Source organism: Dyella sp. C9, assembly GCF_003332825.1.
Lineage (GTDB): Bacteria > Pseudomonadota > Gammaproteobacteria > Xanthomonadales > Rhodanobacteraceae > Dyella.
The window spans coordinates 13,608-33,129 of record NZ_QIRF01000002.1; the positions used below are offsets into that span (position 1 = coordinate 13,608).

Consider the following 19,522-nt stretch of genomic DNA (forward strand, 5'->3'; position numbering starts at 1 on the left):
GAGAGTTTGAACGATGGATGGAGCGGGCCTTCGGGCCCGCTCTTTTTTTGTGCATCCGCCACGACGCGCAAGGTCTGCTCACACGCCGACATGCCCCGTAGGAGCGCACGCCGTGCGCGACCCACTCCACCCCAGCCAGAACGCCAGCACCGACCTTAAAGCAGCACCGGCCGATCCGGCAGCTCGTCCGGCTGCGCCTTGTCGTTGCCGGGGAAGTGCCGCTTGAGCAAGGCGTGCGCTTCGGCGATGCCCTCCAGGCAGCCGTCGCGCCACTCCCCTTGCCCGAAACGGACCAGCATGTGGTCGCGGATCGCGTCCCATTCGTCCTGGGTCACCGCAGCGGCGATGCCGCGGTCGGCGATGATCACCACGCGGTGCTCGGCCATCAGCACGTAGAACAGCACGCCGCTGTTGTGCTGGGTATCCCAGACGTGGAGCTGGGCAAACACGTGCTGGGCGCGGCGACGGGCATCGAGGCCATCCAGTACTGCACCGGGCGACAAGCGCGACTCGATGGCGAAACAGATCTCGCCCCGGTGCTCACGCTCGCCACGGGCAATCGCCGTCGTCATCTCGTCGAGCAGGCTGGAAGGAAAGCGGCGACGCAGTTGGAACCAGCCATCGAACAGGTTCATCAACAGCCGTTGCATGCGCGCCATGTCACCAACTCCCTGATGAACCACCGCCACCAAAACTGCCACCGCCGCCGCTGAAGCCGCCACCACCAAACCCGCCGCCACCGCGGCCGCCGAAGCCGCCGCCGCCCCAGCCACCAAAACCGCCACCACCCCAGCCGCCGCCGCCGATGGAACGGCCTGCGCCGGACGGCAGCAGCATCAACAGGCCTCCGATCAAGGCACCGGCGATGCCGGCGCCGATCGAGGCCGCCAGCAGCCACAACAGCCCGCCGGTGATCGCCGCACCCAGGGGCGTACGCAGCCACACGGCGGAGCGGCCGAAGATGCCGCGCAGGAAGAACGCCACGAACACGCCGATCAACAACATGTGGCCGAAATCCGTGCCCTGCCGTTCGGGGTTGCCACTCTCCACCGGCGGAGGCAATGCTTCGCCATTCACCAGCTGGGTAAGCGCGCCCACCGCATCGCTGATGCCGCCGAAGTAATCATTGGTACGGAACTTGGGCGCGATGTACTCGCGGATGATGCGCGCCGTGGCGGCGTCGGGCACGGCGCCTTCAAGGCCATAGCCCACTTCGATACGCACGCGGCGGTCATTCTTGGCCACCAGCAACAGCAGGCCATCGTCGGTGCCCTTGCGGCCGATCTTGTTGGCTTCGGCCACGGCCAGCGAATATTCCGCGATGTCTTCGGGCTGGGTGGTCGGCACCATCAGCACCACCAACTGCGCGCCCTTGCTCTTCTCCAGCCCCGTGAGCTGGGCATCGAGCTGGTCGACCTGCTGCGGGGTCAGCGTACCGGTCAGGTCGGTGACGTGGCGTGTCAGCTGCGGCACGGCGGGCGTGCCCGCATCCTGGGCGTGCAGCAGGGCCAGCGGCAGCAAGGCTGCCACCAGCACCAGCAGCAGGCGCGACAAGCGCCGCATCACCTTAGTGTGCCGAGGCTGAGGGAGCAGGCGCACCGGTGCCGAAGTCCACCGTCGGCGCCGTGGAGATCGCCTTCTCGTTCTCGACCGAGAAGTTCGGCTTCACCTGGTAGCCGAACATCTTGGCCGTGAGGTTGTTGGGGAAGCTTCGGATCAGCGTGTTGTACTGCTGTACCGCCTGCACGTAGCGGTTGCGCGCCACGGTGATGCGGTTCTCGGTGCCCTCCAGCTGCGCCTGCAGGTTCTGGAACAGGCCGTCGGCCTTCAGCTGGGGATAGTTCTCGCTCACCACCATCAGCCGCGAGAGCGCGCTGGACAGCTCGCCCTGCGCCGCCTGGAACTGCTGCAGCTTCTGGGCATCATTGAGGTCGTCCGTGCTGAGCTTCACGCTGCCCACGCGGGCACGGGCATTGGTCACCTCGGTCAGCACCTTTTCCTCGTGCTGGGCATAGCCCTTCACCGTATTGACCAGGTTGGGCACCAGGTCGGCGCGCCGCTGATACTGGTTGAGCACTTCGGACCAGGCCGCCTTGACCGCCTCGTCCTGGCGCTGGATGGCGTTGTAACCGCAGCCCGAGAGGCCGGCGACCACCAGCAGCAATGCAAGGACACGAAGAAGTTTCATGGGGGTGCTCCAATCCTATGGAGACACCATTGCAGCATTCCCCCGTGACCGGCGCAATCTTGCGATCGCCGAACCGCGAAAGCCCATCCCGCGGGCGACAAGCCTATGGAGCCACCGGGCCGGAATCGCGCACAGGGTGCGCTCCTAGAAACAGGGGGCGAATCAGGCCCAGTGGGGCCACAGGATCAGGACCCAGCTCAGCGCGGTCAGCATCAGCAGGAGGAACACCGCCGCCGAGCCCATGTCCTTGGCGCGCCCCGCCAGTTCGCTGAACTCGGGGCTCACCTTGTCCACCACCGCCTCCACCGCCGAATTGAGCAGTTCGGCCGAAAGCACCAGCACCGGGGGCACGATCAGGGCGATCTTTTCAAGGGCCCCGTTGCCCAGCCACAGGCCCAGTGGCACCAGCACCACGGCCAGGCATACTTCCAGCCTGAACGAGGCCTCGTGGCGCCAACCCGCCCGCAGCCCCTTCATGGACCACTTGAAGGCGTTCCAGATTTGGCGAGGCCCGCGGAATCCGGTGGCGGCCATGTGTCTTCCTCGTCGGCGAACGGCGCAGCGGTGCCCGCAAACGGCGGACACAAGGCCGTAATGATGCCACAGCGCCCCCTTCCCGCCGAGCGCAGATTCCTGCGTGCGGCACCGCAACGTCACCTGAATGACGAATGGGTTACCCTTGCGCCCTTTGTGACCCGGCTCCGGGTTACGCGAGCCGGCCGCGCCAGCGGCCGTTGTTTGAACCGCAGTACGGACAATCGAATGGCAATCCAGAATCCACCGGTCTCCCAGACCAGGTCGTTCTACACGGTCTTCCTGATCGAGATGTGGGAGCGCTTCGGCTTCTACGGCATGCAGGTGCTCATGGTCACCTACATGATGAAGAAGCTGGGCTTCATCGACACCAAGGCCAACCTGGTCTGGGGCGCCGCGGCCGCGCTGATCTACGCCACGCCCGCCATCGGTGGCTGGGTCGGCGACAAGCTGATCGGTACCCGCCGCACCATGCTCACCGGCGCCGTGGTGCTCGCGCTGGGCTACACCATGCTGTGGATCCCGTCCAACAACCCCACGCTGCTGTACTCCGCGCTGGGCGTGATCATCGTCGGCAACGGCTTCTTCAAGCCCAACGCCGGCAACCTAGTGCGCAAGATCTACGAAGGCGACGACGTGCGCATCGACAGCGCATTCACCATCTACTACATGGCGGTGAATGTCGGCTCGATGGTCTCGATGACGGCCACGCCGTGGATCCGCGACTACGTGGGCCAGCACTACGGCGACGCCATGGGTTGGCATACCGCATTCGGCGCCTGCGCCGTGGGCCTGGTGCTCGGCCTGATCAACTACTCCTTCATGCGCCGCACGCTGGCCCACATCGGCTCGCCCGCCGATGAGCAGCCGGTGGCGGCCAGCCGCGTGCTGGCCCTCGTCGGCGCCTCGCTGGTACTGGTGGTGGTGGCGGCCTTCATCCTGCAGAGCCTGCTGGCCGCCAAGATCTGCGTCTATCTCGCAGGCCTGGTGATCCTGTGCATCTTCGCGCACCTGATCCGCAATGCCGAGAAGAGCGAGCGCTCCGGCCTGATCGCCGCGCTGGTGCTCACGGTGCAGACCATCTTCTTCTTCATCTTCTATGCGCAGATGGCCACCTCGCTGAACCTGTTCGCGCAGAAGAACGTGAACCTGTCGTTCGACGTGTTCGGCGTCCACCTGTTCAACTGGATTCCCGAGCAGTACCAGAACCTCAATGCGATCTGGATCGTGATCCTGAGCCCGGTGCTGGTGATCATCTACAACACGCTCGGTCGCGTCGGCAAGGATCCCTCGGTGGCGGCCAAGTTCGCCCTCGGCTTTGCCGCGGTGGCGCTGGGCTTCTTCATGTATGGCTTCGGCGCGATGAGCGCGGTCGATGGCCAGGTGTCCTCCTGGACCATGGTGTGGGGCTACGGCTTTTACTCGCTGGGCGAGCTGCTGGTGAGCGGCCTGGGCCTGGCGATGATCGCCCGCTACGTGCCCGCCCGCATGGGTGGCTTCATGATGGGCGCCTACTACGTGGCCGTGGGCATCTCGCAGTACCTGGGCAGCGTGGTGGCCAACCTGGCCGCCATGCCGGAGAACATCTCCAGCCCGGTCGAATCGCTCAACATCTACGTGGGCCTGTTCAACAAGCTCGGCTTCGTGGGCATCGGCTGCACCGTCATCGCCGTGGTCATGCTGCCGCTTATGAACAAGCTGTCGCGCAGCCACGCCGACGCGCACACGCCGCTGCCGGCGGTGCACAGCGAAGAGGTCTGAGGCGCAACGCCTTGACCTTGGTGGCCATCCCGGCACGCACCGGGATGGCCACGCGCCGATTCGACACCGCGGCCCTCGCGGCGAAACCGGCTAGTATCGCCGCATGAAACGCCCCACCACCCGCGAGCGCGTCGGCCCGCGCACCCTCTTCCGCAGCCTGGCCTGGCTGCGCATCTGCGCCATTGCCGGACAAAGCACCGCCGTGCTGGTGTGCGCACTGTGGATGCAGCTGGACATACCGCTGCTTCCGCTGCTCGTCGGCATCGGCATCCTGGCGGTGTTCGCGGTGTTCGCGGCATGGCGCCTCACCCAGCCGTGGCCGATCAAGCAGTGGGAAACGATCCTGCACGTGGGCGTGGACACGCTGGTGCTGGGCTACCTGCTGCATTTCACCGGCGGCGCCAGTAACCCGTTCATCACCCTGCTGCTGATTCCCATCGCATTGAGCGCCGCGGCGTTGCCCGTCAGCGCGGTGCTTGCGGTGGCTGCCCTCGTGGGCGTCGCCTACCTGGTGCTGCTGTTCTGGTATGTGCCGCTGCCCGCCCCCATTGGCGGGGCCACCAGCAGCGGCTTCTCGCTGCACGTGCTGGGCATGGGCGTGAACTTCCTGATCATGGCGCTGCTGCTGGGCTTCTTCATCAACCGCCTGGCCCGCGCCGTACGCCTGCAGCAACTGGAGATACAGCGCGTGCGCGAGCGTGCCCTGCGCGACGAAGGCATCCTGGCCATCGCCACGCAGGCCGCTGGCGCGGCGCACGAACTCAACACCCCGCTGTCGACCATGCGCACGCTGCTGCCGGAGATACGCCGCGAACACGCGAGCGACGCCGTCTTGAGCGACGACCTGGCCCTGCTCGAAGGCCAGGTGGACCGCTGTCGCACCATCCTTCGCGAGATGGTCGCCTTCGGCAAGGCGCAGCTGTCCCAGGTGCCCGAGCAGATCACCCTGGCCAGCTTCATCCACAGCTGCCTGGAACGCTTCCAGTTGCTGCGTCCCGAGGCCGACCTGGAGCTAAAGATGGACGAGCACGACGCACGCACCCAGCTGCGCACGCCGCGTGGACTGCGCCACGCCCTGATCAACCTGCTGAACAACGCGGCGGATGCCTCCGCCCTCAATGGCTCCCAGGCCGTCGCGCTCACCGCCCGCTGCGACCACGGCTGGCTGGAGCTGATCGTGCGCGACTACGGTCCGGGCTTCACGCCCACCGGCGAGCCGGCGGTACTCGGCCAATCCCACAAGCAGACTGGGCTAGGCATTGGCCTGGCCTTGGCCGAGGCAACTGCTGAACGCCTCGAGGGCGAATTGACGACAGACAACACCGACAATGGCGCCTTGATGATGCTGCGCCTTCCACTTGCCGTGATCGGAGCCCCGTAAAACTGCGGCAGATAGCCACAGAGGCACATGGCCACATGTGCATGCGTTGTCGCATCCGGCGAAAATAGGCCAACTCGGCCCTGTGCCGATGGAGAGCCCCATGAGTGAACAGCAACTCCTGATCATCGACGACGACGCTACTTTTGCACGTGTCCTGGCCCGCGCCCTCAGTTCACGCGGTTTCGAAGTCATCACGGCCAGCAATGCCGACGAGGCGCGTGCACTGACCCGTCGCCACCAGCCCCGCTATTGCGTGCTCGACCTCAAGCTGGGCGAGGAGAACGGGCTGCGCCTTATCCCTGAACTGCAGGCGCTGGTGCCGGAAATTCGCGTACTGCTCTTGACCGGCTATGCCTCGATCGCCACCGCCGTGGAAGCGATCAAGCGCGGCGCCCACGACTACCTCGCCAAGCCGGTGGACGCGGACGCCGTGGTTCGCGCCCTGCTCGACGGCGACAGCAGCACCGGCGATGACGAAGTGCTGGATGCGCCGGAAGCGCCGCTGGCCCTGCGCCGGCTGGAGTGGGAACACATCCAGCGCGTGCTGACCGAGTGCGATGGCAACATCTCCGAAACCGCGCGCCGCCTGGGCATGCATCGCCGTACCTTGCAGCGCAAGCTCAGCAAGCATCCGGTACGCGAGCGTCCCGACAACGACGACTGACGCTTCGCTGCACGCAGCGAGCGCGGCAACGGCAAACATCCCCGCCTTGCGCTCGCTGCCCCTTCCTGCGACTCAATCCACCGTGCTGGATTCCGACGGCAGCGGTTCCGCCGTGCCGTCGCTCTCGTCCCCGTAGATGGCCACGTGCGGCACGCCGTCCGCACCAATCCAGCCGCGATACATGCCATCGGTGTTGAAAGGCATGGCGATGGTGCCGTCGGCATCGATCGCAATCGCGCCGCCATTGCCACCCATCGACGGAATTTCCTGGTTGATCACCTCGGCCGCGGCACGACGCAGCGGCACGCGCATCTGCGTCACGCGCATGCAGATCTCATGCGCCGCCACCGTGCGGATGTAGTACTCGCCCCAGCCGGTGCCCGACACGGCGCAGCCTGAGTTGGCATAGGTGCCGGCGCCGATGATCGGAGAATCGCCGACACGTCCCCAGCGCTTGTCGGTCATGCCGCCGGTGGACGTACCCGCGGCGAGGTGCCCCTGGGCATCCAGCGCCACCGCGCCGACCGTGCCGAAATGCTTGGCGGTCTCCATGTCGGAGTGCTTGGCGTGATCGGCATCTTCCTTCAACGCCTTCTGCAATTGCTGCCAGCGCTCCTCGGTGCGGAAGTACGACGGATCGACCAGTTCGATGCCCACCGTCTTGGCGAATTCCTCCGCGCCATCGCCCACCAGCATCACGTGCTGCGATTTCTCCATCACGGCGCGGGCAAGCAGGATCGGGTTCTTTACGCGATGCACGCCGGCAATGGCGCCCGCATCCAGCGTGGCGCCATCCATGATGGCCGCATCCATTTCGTTCTTGCCGTCGTGGGTGAACACCGAGCCACGCCCCGCGTTGAAGTTCGGGTCGTCCTCCAGCACGGTAATCGCCGCCGACACCGCATCCACGGCGCTCTTGCCAGCCTTGAGCTGCGCATAGCCGTTCTGCAAGGCCTGCGTAAGCGCCGCGCGTACGGCCTTCTCCTTGGCCGGGCTCATCTCGCGCTTGATCACACCCGCGCCACCATGGATCACCAGCACGGGCGAGGCGGCATGACTCATGGTGGCAATCCCCAGCGCCGCGACGGCGGCGACGATACGGCAGGACTTCACAGCGCGGTTCCCTACTAGGCGATGCGCGCAGTATATCCGCCCTACTTCGCCACGAAGCGCACCTGCCGGCCGTCGAATACCGGCTGCATGTTCACCGTCGCAGCCACCAGTCGCATGGCCTCGCGGGCAGGCACGCCTTCGAAATTCAGGCTGATGACACCATTCCCCAGCGTATCGACATTGGCCAGCGTCCATCCGGCCTTCACCGCCACCGATTGCGCCACGTCGCGCACCTGGCCGCGATCGACATGCTCATCGATCAACAGCGCCGCATCGGCCGTGGCACGAGCAGGACAACCATCCCTGGGCACTACGTCGAACACATAGCTGTCGCCAGCCTTGCCCTCGTCGTGCACGGCATGCATCGATTGGTTCAACGAGCCCTTTAGCTGCTGCTGGGCTTGCACTGCACCTGCGCGCAGCATGACCAAGTCAACGACGACCTGGTCATGGCCGGCCGGCGTGGTCGCCGCCTTCACCGTCCAATCCGCCACACGCAATTCGCCGGACTGGCCATCGGCCATGCACAAGGCCAGCGTCGAACGCTCGGTATGGCGACGCTGGCCATCGTCCGTGCTGAACTCGAGTTTCAAGTCGAGCTGATACTCATGCGGTGTCGACGATCCCGGCGCGGGCGCTGCCGGAGGCGTGCTGGCGGCATAGACGCATCCGGCAGCGGTGATGAGGCACAGGATGCCAATGGTGGCGCCCAGGCGATGTTGCCGGCGACCCGGTGTAGGCAGTTTCAACATGGCGATACGCTCCATCAGTGGATGTCGTGATGACCAACTGCAACCCACCGGCAGCGCCCACGCCGCCGGCTGTGTCTTCAACAAGGCATCGGCGTAGCGCCGACGCGTGACGCTCGTCTTCCGCAATACGGCGGCGTCGCAAGCCAATTCCAGGTCCTGGCGCAAGGCGCGCCAGCACCACCAGGCCAGGGGGTTAAACCAAAACAAGGCGAGCACAAGGCCTGCCAACAGACACCAGCAGCCATCACGTCGCTGCGCGTGCATACTTTCGTGGGCGACTACCAGTGCCTGCTCGTCCTCTGCGTAGCGGCGTTCGAAATCCGCCGGCAGCACGATGCAGACCCGCCACGCACCGACCAGCGCCGGTCCGGTGTGGTCATCGGCAGCCCGCCTGACTGGCCAACGCACGCCCCATCCCGCCACCGGCGTCGCCGTACGCAGGCGCTGGCGATAGCGCCGCTGGGCCACGCCTGCGTACAACAGCAAGCTCACACCACCGGCCAGCCACAACAGCACCACCGTCGCCTGCCATGGCACGTCGGTCCAAGAGCCGCCACCATGGGACCAAGCATCAGTGGCTGTCTGGATCATCACCACCATGCGTGGCAACTTGCCAGCGTCAACCATGACCGATGCCGGATGGGGCAGTTGGCAGGCGAGCATGGCCACCAGCGGTAGCCACCAGAGCTGCGCGGCACGCTCAGCGCCAAGCAGGCGCCGGACCGGCGAGCGCAGCAGCAGCACCAGCGCACTGCCGAGGGTGAACACCAGCAGCAGCATGCCCAGGCATGCGCTGGCGCTGACCGCCCATGCCTCAAGGCTGCTCATCGTCAAGCTCCTGCAACAGCTTCTTGAGCTCGGCGATGTCCTTCTTCGACAGTTTGCGCTGCTCGGAAAAGTGCGCCACCAGTGGCGCTACCCGACCACCGAACAGGCGGTCGAGCAGGCCCTTGCTCTCCTGCGACACGTACTGCTCGCGAGGCAGGCGCGGGGCGTACAGGTAGCGGCGGCCATCGCGCTCGGCCTTGACCGCCTTCTTCTTGAGCAGCCGGTTCAGCAGGGATTTGACCGTGCCCTCCTGCCAGCCCTGCTGCGGTCCGACTTCCGCCAGGATCTCCTCGGCGCTGCGCGGCGACGAGCGCCAGAGCACCTCCATGATGATCGCTTCGGCTTCGCTGATGGCCATGGACTCACCGTTTACATGTGTAAGCGAAATTAATGTTTACACGCGTAAACGAATACCGTCAAGGGCCGCCCGCCTGCCCCGCCGGCCCGCAGGGAGGATGCCCAGGCGTGGCTCCTGAACCTTTGCGACCTTCGTACAGCATGAGCGGTCACCAATCCGTCGTATCCTTGGCAGCTGGCTCTCCCCCCCCTTCAGAAGGCATCGCAATGGACAAGGTGTATGCAAGCGCGACGCAGGCTCTCGACGGGCTGCTGTTCGACGACATGACCATCGCCGCCGGCGGCTTCGGCCTGTGCGGCATTCCCGAGAACCTGATCGCGGCGCTGCTGAAGGCCGGCACCAAGGGCCTCACCATCGTCGGCAACAACGCCGGCGTGGACGATTTCGGCATGGGCCCGCTGCTCAAGACGCGCCAGGTGAAGCGCGTGTACGCCTCCTACGTGGGCGAGAACAAGGAGTTCGAGCGCCAGGTGCTGGCCGGCGAACTGGAGCTGCACCTGGTGCCGCAGGGCACGCTGGCCGAGAAGCTGCGCGCCGGCGGCGCGGGCATCCCGGGCTTCTATACCCGCACGGCCTTCGGCACCAAGCTGGCCGAGGGCAAGGAAACCAAGGTGTTCGACGGCAAGGAGTACGTGCTGGAGGAAGCCATCCACGCCGACGTGTCGATCGTGAAGGCCTGGAAGGGAGACCGCCTGGGCAACCTGGTGTTTCGCAAGACCGCGCGCAACTTCAACCCGATGATCGCCACCTGCGGCAAGGTCTGCGTGGCCGAGGTGGAGGAACTGGTCGAGGTGGGCGAACTGGACCCGGACAACATCCACGTGCCGGGCATCTACGTCGACCGCATCATCCAGGGCCCGTCGTACGAGAAGCGCATCGAATTCCGCACCATCGCTGGCGCCAACACCGGCAAGGAAAGCCCGGTGCGCACCGCGATGGCACAGCGCGCCGCCAAGGAGCTGCAGGACGGCTTCTACGTGAACCTGGGCATCGGCATCCCGACCCTGGTGGCCAACTACATCCCGCCGGGCATGGACGTCACCCTGCAGTCGGAAAACGGCCTGCTCGGCATCGGCCCGTTCCCGGACGACGCGCACGTGGATCCGGACCTGATCAACGCCGGCAAGCAGACCATCACCACCCTGCCCGGCTCGAGCTTCTTCTCCAGCGCCGAGTCGTTCGCCATGATCCGCGGCGGCCATGTCGACCTGTCGATCCTCGGCGGCCTGGAAGTGTCCTGCACCGGCGACCTCGCCAACTGGATGGTGCCGGGCAAGATGGTGAAGGGCCCGGGCGGCGCGATGGACCTGGTCAGCGGCGTCAAGCGCGTGGTGGTGCTGATGGAGCACACCGCGAAGGATGGCTCGCCGAAGATCAAGAACGAGTGCGACCTGCCCGTCACCGGCAAGGCATGCGTGGATCTCATCATCACCGACCTGTGCGTGTTCTCGGTCGAGAAGGGCAAGGGCCTCACGCTGATCGAGCTCAACGACGGCATCACCGTCGACGACGTCAAGGCCAAGACGGGCTGCCCGTTCGAAGTGTCCAGCGCACTGAAGCAGTAATCGTCCGACGGCGGCGCTGGATCCTGCCGGATCCAGTGCCGCGCACGGCTAAACCGGAACCAGGGACGAATCGGGAAAACGAATGCGTGCGATGTGCCGGCGGCCCTCGCGCGTCTGCAGCTCCAGCGGCCAATGGAAGCGCTCGCTGATGCGTTGCGCGATGGCCAGCTCGAAACCGTGACGATTCGCGCCGGAAGGCGCCAACGGTTCGCCGCGATGCGTGACCGTCACCACGCCGGGCAACACCGTCACCACCACGGTGCCCCCCTCCGCCTGCTGGCACGCATTGCGGATCAACTGCCAGCACAGCACCGCGAACACGCGTGGCGAACCATGCAGGGCGAAGCGCGCGGGCTCTTCCAGTTCCAGCGTGATCGGCCTGCCTTCCAGCATGTCCAGCACGTCGGGCAACTCGTGGCGGATCACGTCGTTGACCACGAAGTCTTCCTCGGTGAGCCCGTTGTCCGATTCGCGCGCCAGGATGAGCAGCGCCTCGACGAGCGCCTCCATTTCGCGGGTCGAGCGCTTGATCCGCTGCACCGAGCGTTGGCCGAACTCGCCCAGCGACAGGTCGTCGGCCAGCATGTCGGCCGACATCTTGATCACGGTGAGCGGGCTGCGCAGCTCATGGCTGGCATCGCGCGTGAAGTTGCGCTCGCGCTGGTTGTAGCCGGCAATGCGGTTGGCAAAGCCGTACAGGCTGGTGGCCAGCGTCGCCACGTCGGCATCCGTGCGCCGCGGCAGTTGGTCGGGCCGCCAGCCGTCGAGGTCCAGCGACTGTTCGTCCCAGTCGCTGACGGCCTGCGCCAGCTTGCTCACCGGCGCCCACTGCCGCCGCGCCGCCAGCCACGACAGCACGCTGATGATCACGATCAGCACGACCACCGCGCCCACCGGGGCGACGTCGTACAGACCCATCAGGCACACGATCACCACAGCCAGCATCTGCAGGCCGAAGATGATGGCGAGGCGACGATGGAACAGTCCGCGCTGTGAGGCTTTCACGGACTGCGCGCTACCCCTACTGGCCATAGGAAACGGGAACGAACGCGATCATGCCGGCTGCGAGGCGGAGGCCACCTCCGATTCGAGATCGGCAAGGCGATAACCAGCGGAATGGATGGTGTGCAGCAGCGGACGGTCGAACGGTTTGTCGATCACCCGTCGCAGGTTGTACAGGTGCGAACGCAAGGTGTCCGAATCGGGCAAGGTGTCGCCCCAGATCTCGCGCTCGATGTCCCGGCGACTGACCACGCGCGGTGACTCGCGCATCAGGATGGCCAGCAGCTTGAGCCCGATCGGCGACACGGTGAGTTCCTGCCCGCCACGCACGAGGCGCAGCGTGGCCGTGTCGAGCGTCATGTCGCCCACGGTGAGGATCTCGGTGGACACCTGGCGACGATCACGGCGGATCAGCGCACGCAGTCGCGCTTCCAGCTCGCGCACCTCGAACGGCTTCACCAGGTAATCGTCGGCGCCCGCTTCCAGGCCCACCAGCTTGTCTTCCAGCGTGTCGCGCGCGGTGAGCATCAATACCGGCGTGGACTTCTTCGCATCGCGGCGAAGCTTGCGGCAGACATCCAGCCCGTCCATGCCCGGCAGCATGAGGTCGAGCACCACCACGTCGTAGCTGTTGGAGACGGCCAGGTGCAGGCCACTGACGCCGTCGGCGGCATAGTCCACCGAATACCCCCGTCGCTCGAGGAACTCGCCGACCATTTCCGCAATCTGGCGGTTGTCCTCGACCAGAAGAATCAATCCTGATTGTTCGTCGCGTGAGCTCATCCCTACCTCCTGAAGCTGACTTCACAAAGGTGAACAGCTAACGATCCGCATCGTGAGGGCCACGTGAAATCCACCTGACCGGTTCACGCTGGGTTGTGACGGTATTCACGTTAGCGCAACAGCGGTTGCAATGCTCGCCACACGTTGTCGAGCACCAGCGGTTGCGCGCTGGCCACGGGGTGCAAACCGTCCTCCTGCATGAGCTCCGGCTTGAGCGCGACACCGTCCAGCAGGAACGGCACCAGCGACGCATGCCTATCCTTGGCGAGGCCCGCATACACGGCGCGCAGGCCGTCGCGATACTGCGGTCCGTAATTCACCGGAAGCTCGATGCCCAGCAACAGCACGCGCGCCTTGGCCTGCTGGCCGGCATCGATCATCGCCGCCAGGTTGTCGCGCAGCGGACCGAGCGGCAGCCCGCGCAAGCCATCGTTCGCGCCCAGTTCGATCACCAGCACGCTCGGGCGATACTCTGCGAGCAGCGCCGGCAGGCGGTTGCGACCGCTGAGCGAGGTTTCGCCGCTGATGCTGGCATTGACCACGGTCCAACCCGGCTCCATCTTGGTGAGACGGTCGCCCAGCAGATGCACCCAGCCGGACTCGACCGGAATGTTGTGCGCGGCGGACAGCGAGTCGCCCAGCACCAGCACGGTTTTCGGCGGGGCCGCGAGGGCGGTGCCGACGGCCCCCAGCAGGATCAGCCCCAACCAAGCCGGCCAGTAAAGGAAACGACGCATGAGTGGCAGTGCCTCCGCTTTATCCAACGGTGTCCTTCTGGACGCGGCCGATGTTAGCAAGTCGGTGCAGGGGCCCGAAGGCCGGCTGGATATCCTCACCGGCGTGTCGCTGCAGGTTCGCGAGGGCGAAAGCTTTGCCATCGTGGGCGCATCGGGCTCGGGCAAGACCACCCTGCTCGGCCTGCTGGCGGGTCTGGACACGCCCAGCAGCGGGCACATCGTGCTGGATGGCCACGCCCTTGAACGCCTCGACGAGGAGGCGCGTGCCGACCTGCGCCGGCGACTGGTCGGCTTCGTGTTCCAGTCGTTCCACCTGCTGCCGGCGCTCACCGCCGAGGAAAACGTGATGCTGCCGCTGGAGCTGGAAGGCCGCGACGATGCCCGCGCCCGCGCCCGCGAAGCGCTGGAAGCCGTGGAACTGGGCGGGCGCCGTCGCCACTACCCGGCGCAGCTGTCCGGCGGCGAGCAGCAACGCGTGGCGATCGCACGAGCGTTCGTCCACGGGCCGCGCCTGTTGTTTGCCGACGAGCCCACCGGCAACCTCGACCAGCGTACCGGCCATCACATCAGCGACCTGATGTTCGCGCTCAACCACGACCATCGCACCACCCTCGTGCTGGTCACCCACGACCAGCGGCTCGCCGCGCGCTGCACGCGCCAGGTGGAGCTCGACAACGGACGCGTGGTGAGCGGTACGCGCCCTGCCGCGGCGGTGTCGCCTTGAGCCGCGGCGGCCACGGCGAGGGGCGCCGATGAAGCTGCTGCGCTTGTCCTGGCGCAGCCTGCGCCGTGAATGGCACCTGCCGGAGCTGCGCACGCTCGGCGCCTCGCTGGTGCTGGCCGTGGTGGCCCTGGGCGTGGTCGCCACGCTGGCCGCACGCATGGAGCGAGGCGTGTTGGCCAGCGCCGCCGAGCTGATCGGCGGCGACGCCGGCATCAGTTCGCCGCAGGGCCTGCCGCCGGCTTTCGCCAGCGAAGCGGCCAGGCTGGATCTGCAGGTCACCCGGGGCGCCGGCTTTCCCAGCGTGGCATTCGCGCACCAGCAGAGCCAGCTGCTCGATATGCTGGCCACCGATGGCAGTTATCCCCTGCGCGGCACGCTGGAGTTGCGCGACGCGCAGGGCCACAGCCTGGTAGGCCATGGGCCGCCGCCGGGCACCGTCTATGTCGATCACCGCGCGCTGGTCGCGTTGGGGCTGCGCCTGGGTGACACGGTGCAACTCGGCGGCCGTGACCTGCGCATCGGCGCCGAGCTGATACGCCAGCCCGATGGCGGCGAGTTGGTGGCTATGGCGCCCCGTGCGCTGATGAACATCGGCGATGCCGAGCAGGCCGGCCTGCTGGGCGTGGGCAGCCGCGCCCGCCACCGCCTGCTGGTGGCCGGCCAGCCCGGCCCGGTGCAGGCCTGGCGCGACTGGGTCGCCACCCAGGCCTTGCCGCAGGGCGCGGAGATGATTACGCCCGAGCAGACCCAGGAGCGCATGCGCAGCGCGTTCGACCGCGCCAGTTCGTTCCTGCGCCTCACCGCCCTGCTCTCGGCCTTGCTGGCCGGCGTGGCCATCGCCTTGGCGTCGCAACGCTACGCGCGGCGCAAGACCAACGAGGTGGCCCTGCTGCGCGCGCTAGGCACGCCGCGGCGGCGCGTACTGGGGTTGCTGGTGGGCACGCTGGGGCTCCTGGCGGTGCCGGCCGTGGTCGTGGGCGCCGCGCTTGCGCTGAGCCTGGCCCAGTTCACCTGGAGCTTCGCCAGCCAGCTGTTCTCGGCGGTACCCACCACGCTTCCGATAGGACCGGCCATCGCCTCGGCGGTGATGGGGCTGGCGGTGCTGGCCGGTTTCGCCCTGCCGCCGCTGGCACGGCTGGCCGAGGTGCCGCCGGTCGCCGTGTTCCGCGAGAGCGCGGCGCGGCGTGTGCGTCGCTTCGATGCGCTCTACCTGGTGCCTGCGCTGGTCGCCCTGCTGCTGATCTGGAGCCAGAGCGGCTCGGCCAAGCTGGCCGGCGTGCTCGCGGTCAGCCTGCTCGGCGTGGCCGTGGTGGCCGCCCTGCTCTCGGCCCTGTTGCTGTGGATTGCGCGGCGCGTGGCACCCGGTGCCCATCCGGCGCTGCGGCTGGGACTGGCCGCGCTGGCCCGTCGTCGCGGCATGAGCCTGATCCAGGCCACCGCGCTCAGCCTGGGGCTGGTGGCCCTGCTGTTGCTGGCGATCGTGGCGCCGGCCCTGCTGGAAGGCTGGCGGCGCGAGCTGCCGGCCGACACGCCCAACTGGTTCGTGCTCAACCTGCAGGACGACCAGCGTCCCGACTTCGAGCAGACCCTGGCCCGCATCGGCGGCACCAGGCTAAACATGGCGCCGCTGGCGGTGGGCAAGCTCACCGCCATCAACGGCCACCCGATCGACCCGTTGCAGTTCAAGGACGAGCGCGCCAAGGAATGGGCCGACCGCCAGCTGCGACTGTCCTGGTCCGACGAACTGCCGCCGCGCAACCAGGTGATCGCGGGGCAGTGGCCAGGCCCGAACCCGCCGCAGGCCGAGGTATCGGTGGATGTGATGTGGCGCGACATGTTCAACCTCAAGGTGGGCGACACCATGAGCTTCGATGTCGGCGAAGGCCACATCGACGCCCGCGTGGGCAGCATCCGGCGGGTGGACTGGACCTCGTTCCGCGTCAATTTCTTCCTGGTGTTCGACCCGGCGCATGCCAGCCAGCTGCCGCACACCTGGATCGCCAGCTTCTACCTGCCGCGTGGCCACGCCGAGGACCTGGCCCAGCTCTCGCGCAATTTCAGCAACCTCAGCCTGATCGACGTCGATGCCATGCTCGATCGCGTGCATGAACTGGTCGACCAGGTCAGCGGCGCGGTGCGCTGGGTGCTCGGCTTCAGCCTGATGGCCGGCGCCCTGGTGCTGGCCGCGGCGCTGGCGGCCAGTGCGCAGGAACGGCGCCATGAGGCCGCGCTGCTGCGTACGCTGGGCGCACGTCGCAGCCAGCTGCGCGCGGCGGCCGCCTGCGAATTCGCCTTGCTGGGCCTGGTTGCCGGCCTCACCGCCGCGTTCGGCGCCGCGGGCACCGGCGTGTGGCTGGGCCACAGCGTGTTCCACATCGAGGGCTTCGTGCCGCCGATGCTACCCCTGCTGGTGGCCGCACTCGGCGCCGCGGTGGTAGTGATGCTGCTCGGGCTGGCTGGCACGCGCCGCGTCAGCCGCACCTCGCCCATGCGCCTGCTGCGCGAAGGCTGAGCCTTGAACATGACGCCGTGGTTCAAGCGCCTGGCCAACGAGCGCCTGCTCAGCGGTTTCGGCCTGCTCGCCATCGTCCTGGCGGTGGCCGACCCGCACCCGCTGGCCGACTACCAGCGCTGGCTGCAACTGCCCACGCTGGGTGGCTTGCTGGGCCTGATGATCTGCATCCAGGGCATCCGCGAGAGCGGCCTGGTGCAACGGCTGGCCGCCGCGCTGGTGGAGCGCGTGCACAGCCTGCGCGGGCTGGGCCTGCTGCTGGTCTGCGCCACCGCGCTGCTCTCGATGGTGCTCACCAACGATGTCAGCCTGTTCCTGCTGGTGCCACTCACCGTGGCGATCGGCCAGATCTCCAACCTGCCGGTGATGCGCATGGTGGTGCTGGAAGCGCTCGCGGTGAATGCAGGTTCCACGCTCAGCCCGATCGGCAATCCGCAGAACCTGCTGCTGTGGCAGTACGCCCACCTGCCCTTCCTGGACTTCGTGCACGCCATGCTTCCTGTATTCGCCACCATGTTCGTGCTGGTCGCGCTGCTCACCCTGGCCTGGATGCCACGCGGACGCGTGGTACTGCACGCCGAGGACATCGACGGCCATCCAGTCTCGGTACCGCAGGCGGTGCTGTCGATCGCCGCGCTGGCCAGCATGGTGGTGATGATGGAGCACGGCCACGCCGTACTGGGCGCCGGCCTGCTGCTGGTACCGTTCCTGCTGCTCGAGCGCAGCACGCTGGCACGCGTGGACTGGCTGCTGCTGGCCACCTTCGCCGCGATCTTCCTCGGCCTGGGCCATTTCGCGGAACTCACGCCAGTGCAGCACGCGCTGGACAGCCTGGACCTGGACAACCCGCTGACCCTGTTCGTGAGCGGCATCGTTGCTTCCCAGCTGATCAGCAACGTGCCGGCCACGGTATTGCTGCTGCGCCATGCACCAGATGCCACTGCGCTGGCCGTGGCGGTGAACGTGGGTGGTTTCGGCGTGGCCATCGGTTCGCTGGCGAACCTGATCGCGCTGCGCCTGGCCCGGCAGCCGCGCGGTGCGCGGCTGCTGCACATGGTCTCGGTGCCGTTCCTGCTGGTCTGTGCGCCGCTGGTCTATCTCGTGTGGCGCTGGCTCGGCTGAGCCCGGGATCAGTCGTCGTCGCGGTCGTGCGGCACGCTGACCTTGCCGCGCACGCCGGAGTGGCTGATGTCGCCACTGCCCTTGGCACCGACACTGAAGTCGCCGTTCACGTCGCGCACGCGCAGGTCACCCGAGCTGAGCGTATCCACGCGCACGCTGCCGCCCACATCGCCGAGGGTGACGTCGCCGGAGCCCATGCTGCCGATGCGCACATCACCGGTGACGCCACGCACCTTGAGGTCACCCGAACCGATGGAGCCCAGGTTGAGGCTGCCGACGTCGTTTACGTCGACATCGCCCGAATTCATGCTGAGGCCGACCGGGCCACTGATGCGCGTGATATGGACATCACCGGAGCCCACCTTCGCCTGCAGGCTGTGCAGGCTCGATATCCACGCGTCGCCGGAGCCGACATTGAGTTCCACCGCAAGCTGAGCGGGCAGCTGCAGGTTGATCTGCAGGTCGGCATAGGTCTGGCCGAAGAAGTTGACGCTCACGTGATTGCGGTTGGCGCCTACATCGATGATCAACCGATCACCTTCGCGACGCGGGGTGATCACCAGATCGTCCAGCAGCCTCGGGTCGGATGCGCAGGCACGACCGGTGATCGCCCCCCCCTTGGCGCTGTCGCTACCGACGAGGTGCAGGTCGTGGCTGTGCAGGTCCACCTGCACGGTGCGCACGCCGGCGAGGTCGAGCGTGAGGTTGCGTGGTGCCTCGTATTTGCATTCATCGGCGTATGAGGCCAGCGGGGCGAGCAGTAGTGCAGCGAGCAACAGGCGGCGCATGGGGGCTTCCTCGGGTCAACGGATGTCAGTGGGATGATCTGCCCGGCAAAAAGGTTGAAAGCGGCCGTCCATCACTTTCGTTACGGTCAACCTTCACCGTCAAGCGGCGTTTGAGACACCACGACCAACGTGGAGACGTTCCCATATGCAACGCAAGACACTGCTCGCCACCACGCTCGCCCTGTTCGTCGCCGGCTCGGCTTCGTTCGCGCTGGCCCAAAGCAATCCGCCCGCCCCGCCGGCGCCGGCTGCCAAGGCCGCCCCAGGCACCCCGGCCGCCACGGGGCCACGTGGCGATGGTCCCGGCTTCGGGGGCCCCGGTTTTGGCGGCCCCGGCTTTGGTGGTCGCGGTTTCGGTGGCCCTGGCTTTGGTGGTCCAGGCTCGCCGGTCATCTCCGACCTGCGTTCGCTTGAGCGCCTGTACGTCGAAAGCGGTCGCGCCAAGGAACTGCCCGCCCTGTACAACGAAGTGCTCGGCAAGTCACAGGATCCGCAGGTCCGCACCTACGTGTATCACCAGCTCGCGCGCGCGCAGTCGCTGCCGGCCAACCCGGACCAGGCCATCGCCACCCTGCGCAAGAGCCTCGACGAGAACCTGGCCAACGAGGCGAAACGTCGCGCCGACTTCGAGAAGATGCGCAGCGAATGGGAGCAGCGTCGCGCCGCAGGCGGCAAGCCCGCCGCCCCCGCCGCCCAGCCATAACCACAAG

19 protein-coding genes are annotated in these 19,522 nt (G+C 67.0%); 8 read left to right on the forward strand and 11 right to left on the reverse strand.

Annotated features, from left to right (window positions below; genetic code table 11):
* Window positions 1–155: 155 nt before the first annotated feature.
* The 4 genes from DVU99_RS02445 to DVU99_RS02460 form a co-directional block, all read right to left on the reverse strand.
* Window positions 156–659: a TPM domain-containing protein gene (locus DVU99_RS02445; RefSeq protein ID WP_114238620.1), complete on the reverse strand. Its 504-nt coding sequence runs from the start codon at window positions 657–659 to the stop codon at window positions 156–158.
* Window position 660: 1 nt separating this feature from the next.
* A complete protein-coding gene (locus DVU99_RS02450) occupies window positions 661–1,563 on the reverse strand; it encodes a YgcG family protein (protein WP_114239030.1) in 903 nt (300 codons plus the stop codon).
* A gap of 4 nt (window positions 1,564–1,567) precedes the next feature.
* Window positions 1,568–2,188 (reverse strand): LemA family protein, encoded by a 621-nt coding sequence (locus DVU99_RS02455; protein ID WP_114238621.1) that lies wholly within the window; start codon window positions 2,186–2,188, stop codon window positions 1,568–1,570.
* Window positions 2,189–2,350: 162 nt separating this feature from the next.
* Window positions 2,351–2,722, reverse strand: a complete 372-nt coding sequence (locus DVU99_RS02460) for a diacylglycerol kinase (RefSeq protein WP_114238622.1) — start codon at window positions 2,720–2,722, stop codon at window positions 2,351–2,353.
* 228 nt (window positions 2,723–2,950) lie between these two features.
* Here DVU99_RS02460 and DVU99_RS02465 point away from each other — a divergent pair, with 228 nt between their 5' ends.
* The 3 genes from DVU99_RS02465 (at window position 2,951) to DVU99_RS02475 (ending at window position 6,528) form a co-directional block, all read left to right on the forward strand.
* On the forward strand, window positions 2,951–4,483 hold the full coding sequence (locus DVU99_RS02465) for a peptide MFS transporter (RefSeq protein WP_114238623.1): 1,533 nt from the start codon (window positions 2,951–2,953) through the stop codon (window positions 4,481–4,483).
* Between the two features lie 103 nt (window positions 4,484–4,586).
* Complete coding sequence (locus DVU99_RS02470; RefSeq protein ID WP_114238624.1) at window positions 4,587–5,864, forward strand: ATP-binding protein; 1,278 nt, start codon at window positions 4,587–4,589, stop codon at window positions 5,862–5,864.
* A 100-nt stretch (window positions 5,865–5,964) separates the two neighbouring features.
* Window positions 5,965–6,528, forward strand: coding sequence for a response regulator transcription factor (locus DVU99_RS02475; RefSeq protein ID WP_198670165.1), 564 nt, complete (start codon window positions 5,965–5,967; stop codon window positions 6,526–6,528).
* Between the two features lie 72 nt (window positions 6,529–6,600).
* Here DVU99_RS02475 and DVU99_RS02480 read toward each other — a convergent pair whose 3' ends face one another.
* From DVU99_RS02480 to DVU99_RS02490, 3 genes are all read right to left on the reverse strand, one after another.
* Complete coding sequence (locus tag DVU99_RS02480; RefSeq protein ID WP_114239031.1) at window positions 6,601–7,590, reverse strand: isoaspartyl peptidase/L-asparaginase family protein; 990 nt, start codon at window positions 7,588–7,590, stop codon at window positions 6,601–6,603.
* A 92-nt stretch (window positions 7,591–7,682) separates the two neighbouring features.
* Window positions 7,683–9,221: a M56 family metallopeptidase gene (locus DVU99_RS02485; protein WP_114238626.1), complete on the reverse strand. Its 1,539-nt coding sequence runs from the start codon at window positions 9,219–9,221 to the stop codon at window positions 7,683–7,685.
* The gene (locus tag DVU99_RS02490; protein WP_114238627.1) at window positions 9,208–9,579 is read right to left on the reverse strand and encodes a BlaI/MecI/CopY family transcriptional regulator; all 372 of its coding nucleotides are present in this window, start codon (window positions 9,577–9,579) and stop codon (window positions 9,208–9,210) included. Before DVU99_RS02490 ends, DVU99_RS02485 begins: the two co-directional genes overlap by 14 nt.
* Window positions 9,580–9,785: 206 nt before the next feature.
* On the opposite strand from DVU99_RS02490, the gene DVU99_RS20270 reads away from it, so the two are divergent.
* The gene (locus DVU99_RS20270; RefSeq protein ID WP_114238628.1) at window positions 9,786–11,144 is read left to right on the forward strand and encodes a 3-oxoacid CoA-transferase; all 1,359 of its coding nucleotides are present in this window, start codon (window positions 9,786–9,788) and stop codon (window positions 11,142–11,144) included.
* Window positions 11,145–11,192: 48 nt separating this feature from the next.
* Here the strand turns inward: DVU99_RS20270 and DVU99_RS02500 are convergent, their stop codons facing one another.
* The 3 genes from DVU99_RS02500 to DVU99_RS02510 form a co-directional block, all read right to left on the reverse strand.
* Window positions 11,193–12,176: a HAMP domain-containing sensor histidine kinase gene (locus DVU99_RS02500; RefSeq protein WP_114238629.1), complete on the reverse strand. Its 984-nt coding sequence runs from the start codon at window positions 12,174–12,176 to the stop codon at window positions 11,193–11,195.
* A gap of 21 nt (window positions 12,177–12,197) precedes the next feature.
* Window positions 12,198–12,929, reverse strand: coding sequence for a response regulator transcription factor (locus tag DVU99_RS02505; protein WP_114238630.1), 732 nt, complete (start codon window positions 12,927–12,929; stop codon window positions 12,198–12,200).
* 110 nt (window positions 12,930–13,039) lie between these two features.
* Window positions 13,040–13,666 carry an arylesterase gene (locus DVU99_RS02510; protein ID WP_114238631.1) on the reverse strand — a complete coding sequence of 209 codons (627 nt, stop codon included), beginning with the start codon at window positions 13,664–13,666 and terminating at the stop codon, window positions 13,040–13,042.
* Here DVU99_RS02510 and DVU99_RS02515 point away from each other — a divergent pair.
* The 3 genes from DVU99_RS02515 to DVU99_RS02525 are packed head-to-tail and all read left to right on the forward strand — an operon-like array spanning window position 13,665 to window position 18,024.
* Window positions 13,665–14,390: an ABC transporter ATP-binding protein gene (locus tag DVU99_RS02515; protein ID WP_114238632.1), complete on the forward strand. Its 726-nt coding sequence runs from the start codon at window positions 13,665–13,667 to the stop codon at window positions 14,388–14,390. The genes DVU99_RS02510 and DVU99_RS02515 overlap by 2 nt on opposite strands.
* Before the next feature lie 28 nt (window positions 14,391–14,418).
* Complete coding sequence (locus DVU99_RS02520; RefSeq protein WP_114238633.1) at window positions 14,419–16,902, forward strand: ABC transporter permease; 2,484 nt, start codon at window positions 14,419–14,421, stop codon at window positions 16,900–16,902.
* A gap of 9 nt (window positions 16,903–16,911) precedes the next feature.
* Window positions 16,912–18,024, forward strand: coding sequence for an SLC13 family permease (locus tag DVU99_RS02525; RefSeq protein ID WP_114238634.1), 1,113 nt, complete (start codon window positions 16,912–16,914; stop codon window positions 18,022–18,024).
* An 8-nt stretch (window positions 18,025–18,032) separates the two neighbouring features.
* Here DVU99_RS02525 and DVU99_RS02530 read toward each other — a convergent pair whose 3' ends face one another.
* Entirely contained in the window at window positions 18,033–18,812 is a 780-nt protein-coding gene (locus DVU99_RS02530) for a DUF4097 family beta strand repeat-containing protein (RefSeq protein ID WP_114238635.1), read from the reverse strand.
* 145 nt (window positions 18,813–18,957) lie between these two features.
* On the opposite strand from DVU99_RS02530, the gene DVU99_RS19650 reads away from it, so the two are divergent.
* On the forward strand, window positions 18,958–19,515 hold the full coding sequence (locus DVU99_RS19650; RefSeq protein WP_157971326.1) for a hypothetical protein: 558 nt from the start codon (window positions 18,958–18,960) through the stop codon (window positions 19,513–19,515).
* Window positions 19,516–19,522 lie beyond the last annotated feature (7 nt).

What these genes read in the sequence shown, in the direction of transcription:
- DVU99_RS02510 (WP_114238631.1), bottom strand. Translation starts at nt 13,666, where the DNA reads ATGCGTCGTTTCCTTTACTGGCCGGCTTGGTTGGGGCTGATCCTGCTG.
- DVU99_RS02470 (WP_114238624.1), top strand. Translation starts at nt 4,587, where the DNA reads ATGAAACGCCCCACCACCCGCGAGCGCGTCGGCCCGCGCACCCTCTTC.
- DVU99_RS02475 (WP_198670165.1), top strand. Translation starts at nt 5,965, where the DNA reads ATGAGTGAACAGCAACTCCTGATCATCGACGACGACGCTACTTTTGCA.
- DVU99_RS02480 (WP_114239031.1), bottom strand. Translation starts at nt 7,590, where the DNA reads ATGAGTCATGCCGCCTCGCCCGTGCTGGTGATCCATGGTGGCGCGGGT.
- DVU99_RS02485 (WP_114238626.1), bottom strand. Translation starts at nt 9,221, where the DNA reads ATGAGCAGCCTTGAGGCATGGGCGGTCAGCGCCAGCGCATGCCTGGGC.
- DVU99_RS02450 (WP_114239030.1), bottom strand. Translation starts at nt 1,563, where the DNA reads ATGCGGCGCTTGTCGCGCCTGCTGCTGGTGCTGGTGGCAGCCTTGCTG.
- DVU99_RS02525 (WP_114238634.1), top strand. Translation starts at nt 16,912, where the DNA reads ATGACGCCGTGGTTCAAGCGCCTGGCCAACGAGCGCCTGCTCAGCGGT.
- DVU99_RS02455 (WP_114238621.1), bottom strand. Translation starts at nt 2,188, where the DNA reads ATGAAACTTCTTCGTGTCCTTGCATTGCTGCTGGTGGTCGCCGGCCTC.
- DVU99_RS19650 (WP_157971326.1), top strand. Translation starts at nt 18,958, where the DNA reads ATGCAACGCAAGACACTGCTCGCCACCACGCTCGCCCTGTTCGTCGCC.
- DVU99_RS20270 (WP_114238628.1), top strand. Translation starts at nt 9,786, where the DNA reads ATGGACAAGGTGTATGCAAGCGCGACGCAGGCTCTCGACGGGCTGCTG.
- DVU99_RS02490 (WP_114238627.1), bottom strand. Translation starts at nt 9,579, where the DNA reads ATGGCCATCAGCGAAGCCGAAGCGATCATCATGGAGGTGCTCTGGCGC.
- DVU99_RS02505 (WP_114238630.1), bottom strand. Translation starts at nt 12,929, where the DNA reads ATGAGCTCACGCGACGAACAATCAGGATTGATTCTTCTGGTCGAGGAC.
- DVU99_RS02515 (WP_114238632.1), top strand. Translation starts at nt 13,665, where the DNA reads ATGAGTGGCAGTGCCTCCGCTTTATCCAACGGTGTCCTTCTGGACGCG.
- DVU99_RS02500 (WP_114238629.1), bottom strand. Translation starts at nt 12,176, where the DNA reads ATGGCCAGTAGGGGTAGCGCGCAGTCCGTGAAAGCCTCACAGCGCGGA.
- DVU99_RS02520 (WP_114238633.1), top strand. Translation starts at nt 14,419, where the DNA reads ATGAAGCTGCTGCGCTTGTCCTGGCGCAGCCTGCGCCGTGAATGGCAC.
- DVU99_RS02445 (WP_114238620.1), bottom strand. Translation starts at nt 659, where the DNA reads ATGGCGCGCATGCAACGGCTGTTGATGAACCTGTTCGATGGCTGGTTC.
- DVU99_RS02530 (WP_114238635.1), bottom strand. Translation starts at nt 18,812, where the DNA reads ATGCGCCGCCTGTTGCTCGCTGCACTACTGCTCGCCCCGCTGGCCTCA.
- DVU99_RS02465 (WP_114238623.1), top strand. Translation starts at nt 2,951, where the DNA reads ATGGCAATCCAGAATCCACCGGTCTCCCAGACCAGGTCGTTCTACACG.
- DVU99_RS02460 (WP_114238622.1), bottom strand. Translation starts at nt 2,722, where the DNA reads ATGGCCGCCACCGGATTCCGCGGGCCTCGCCAAATCTGGAACGCCTTC.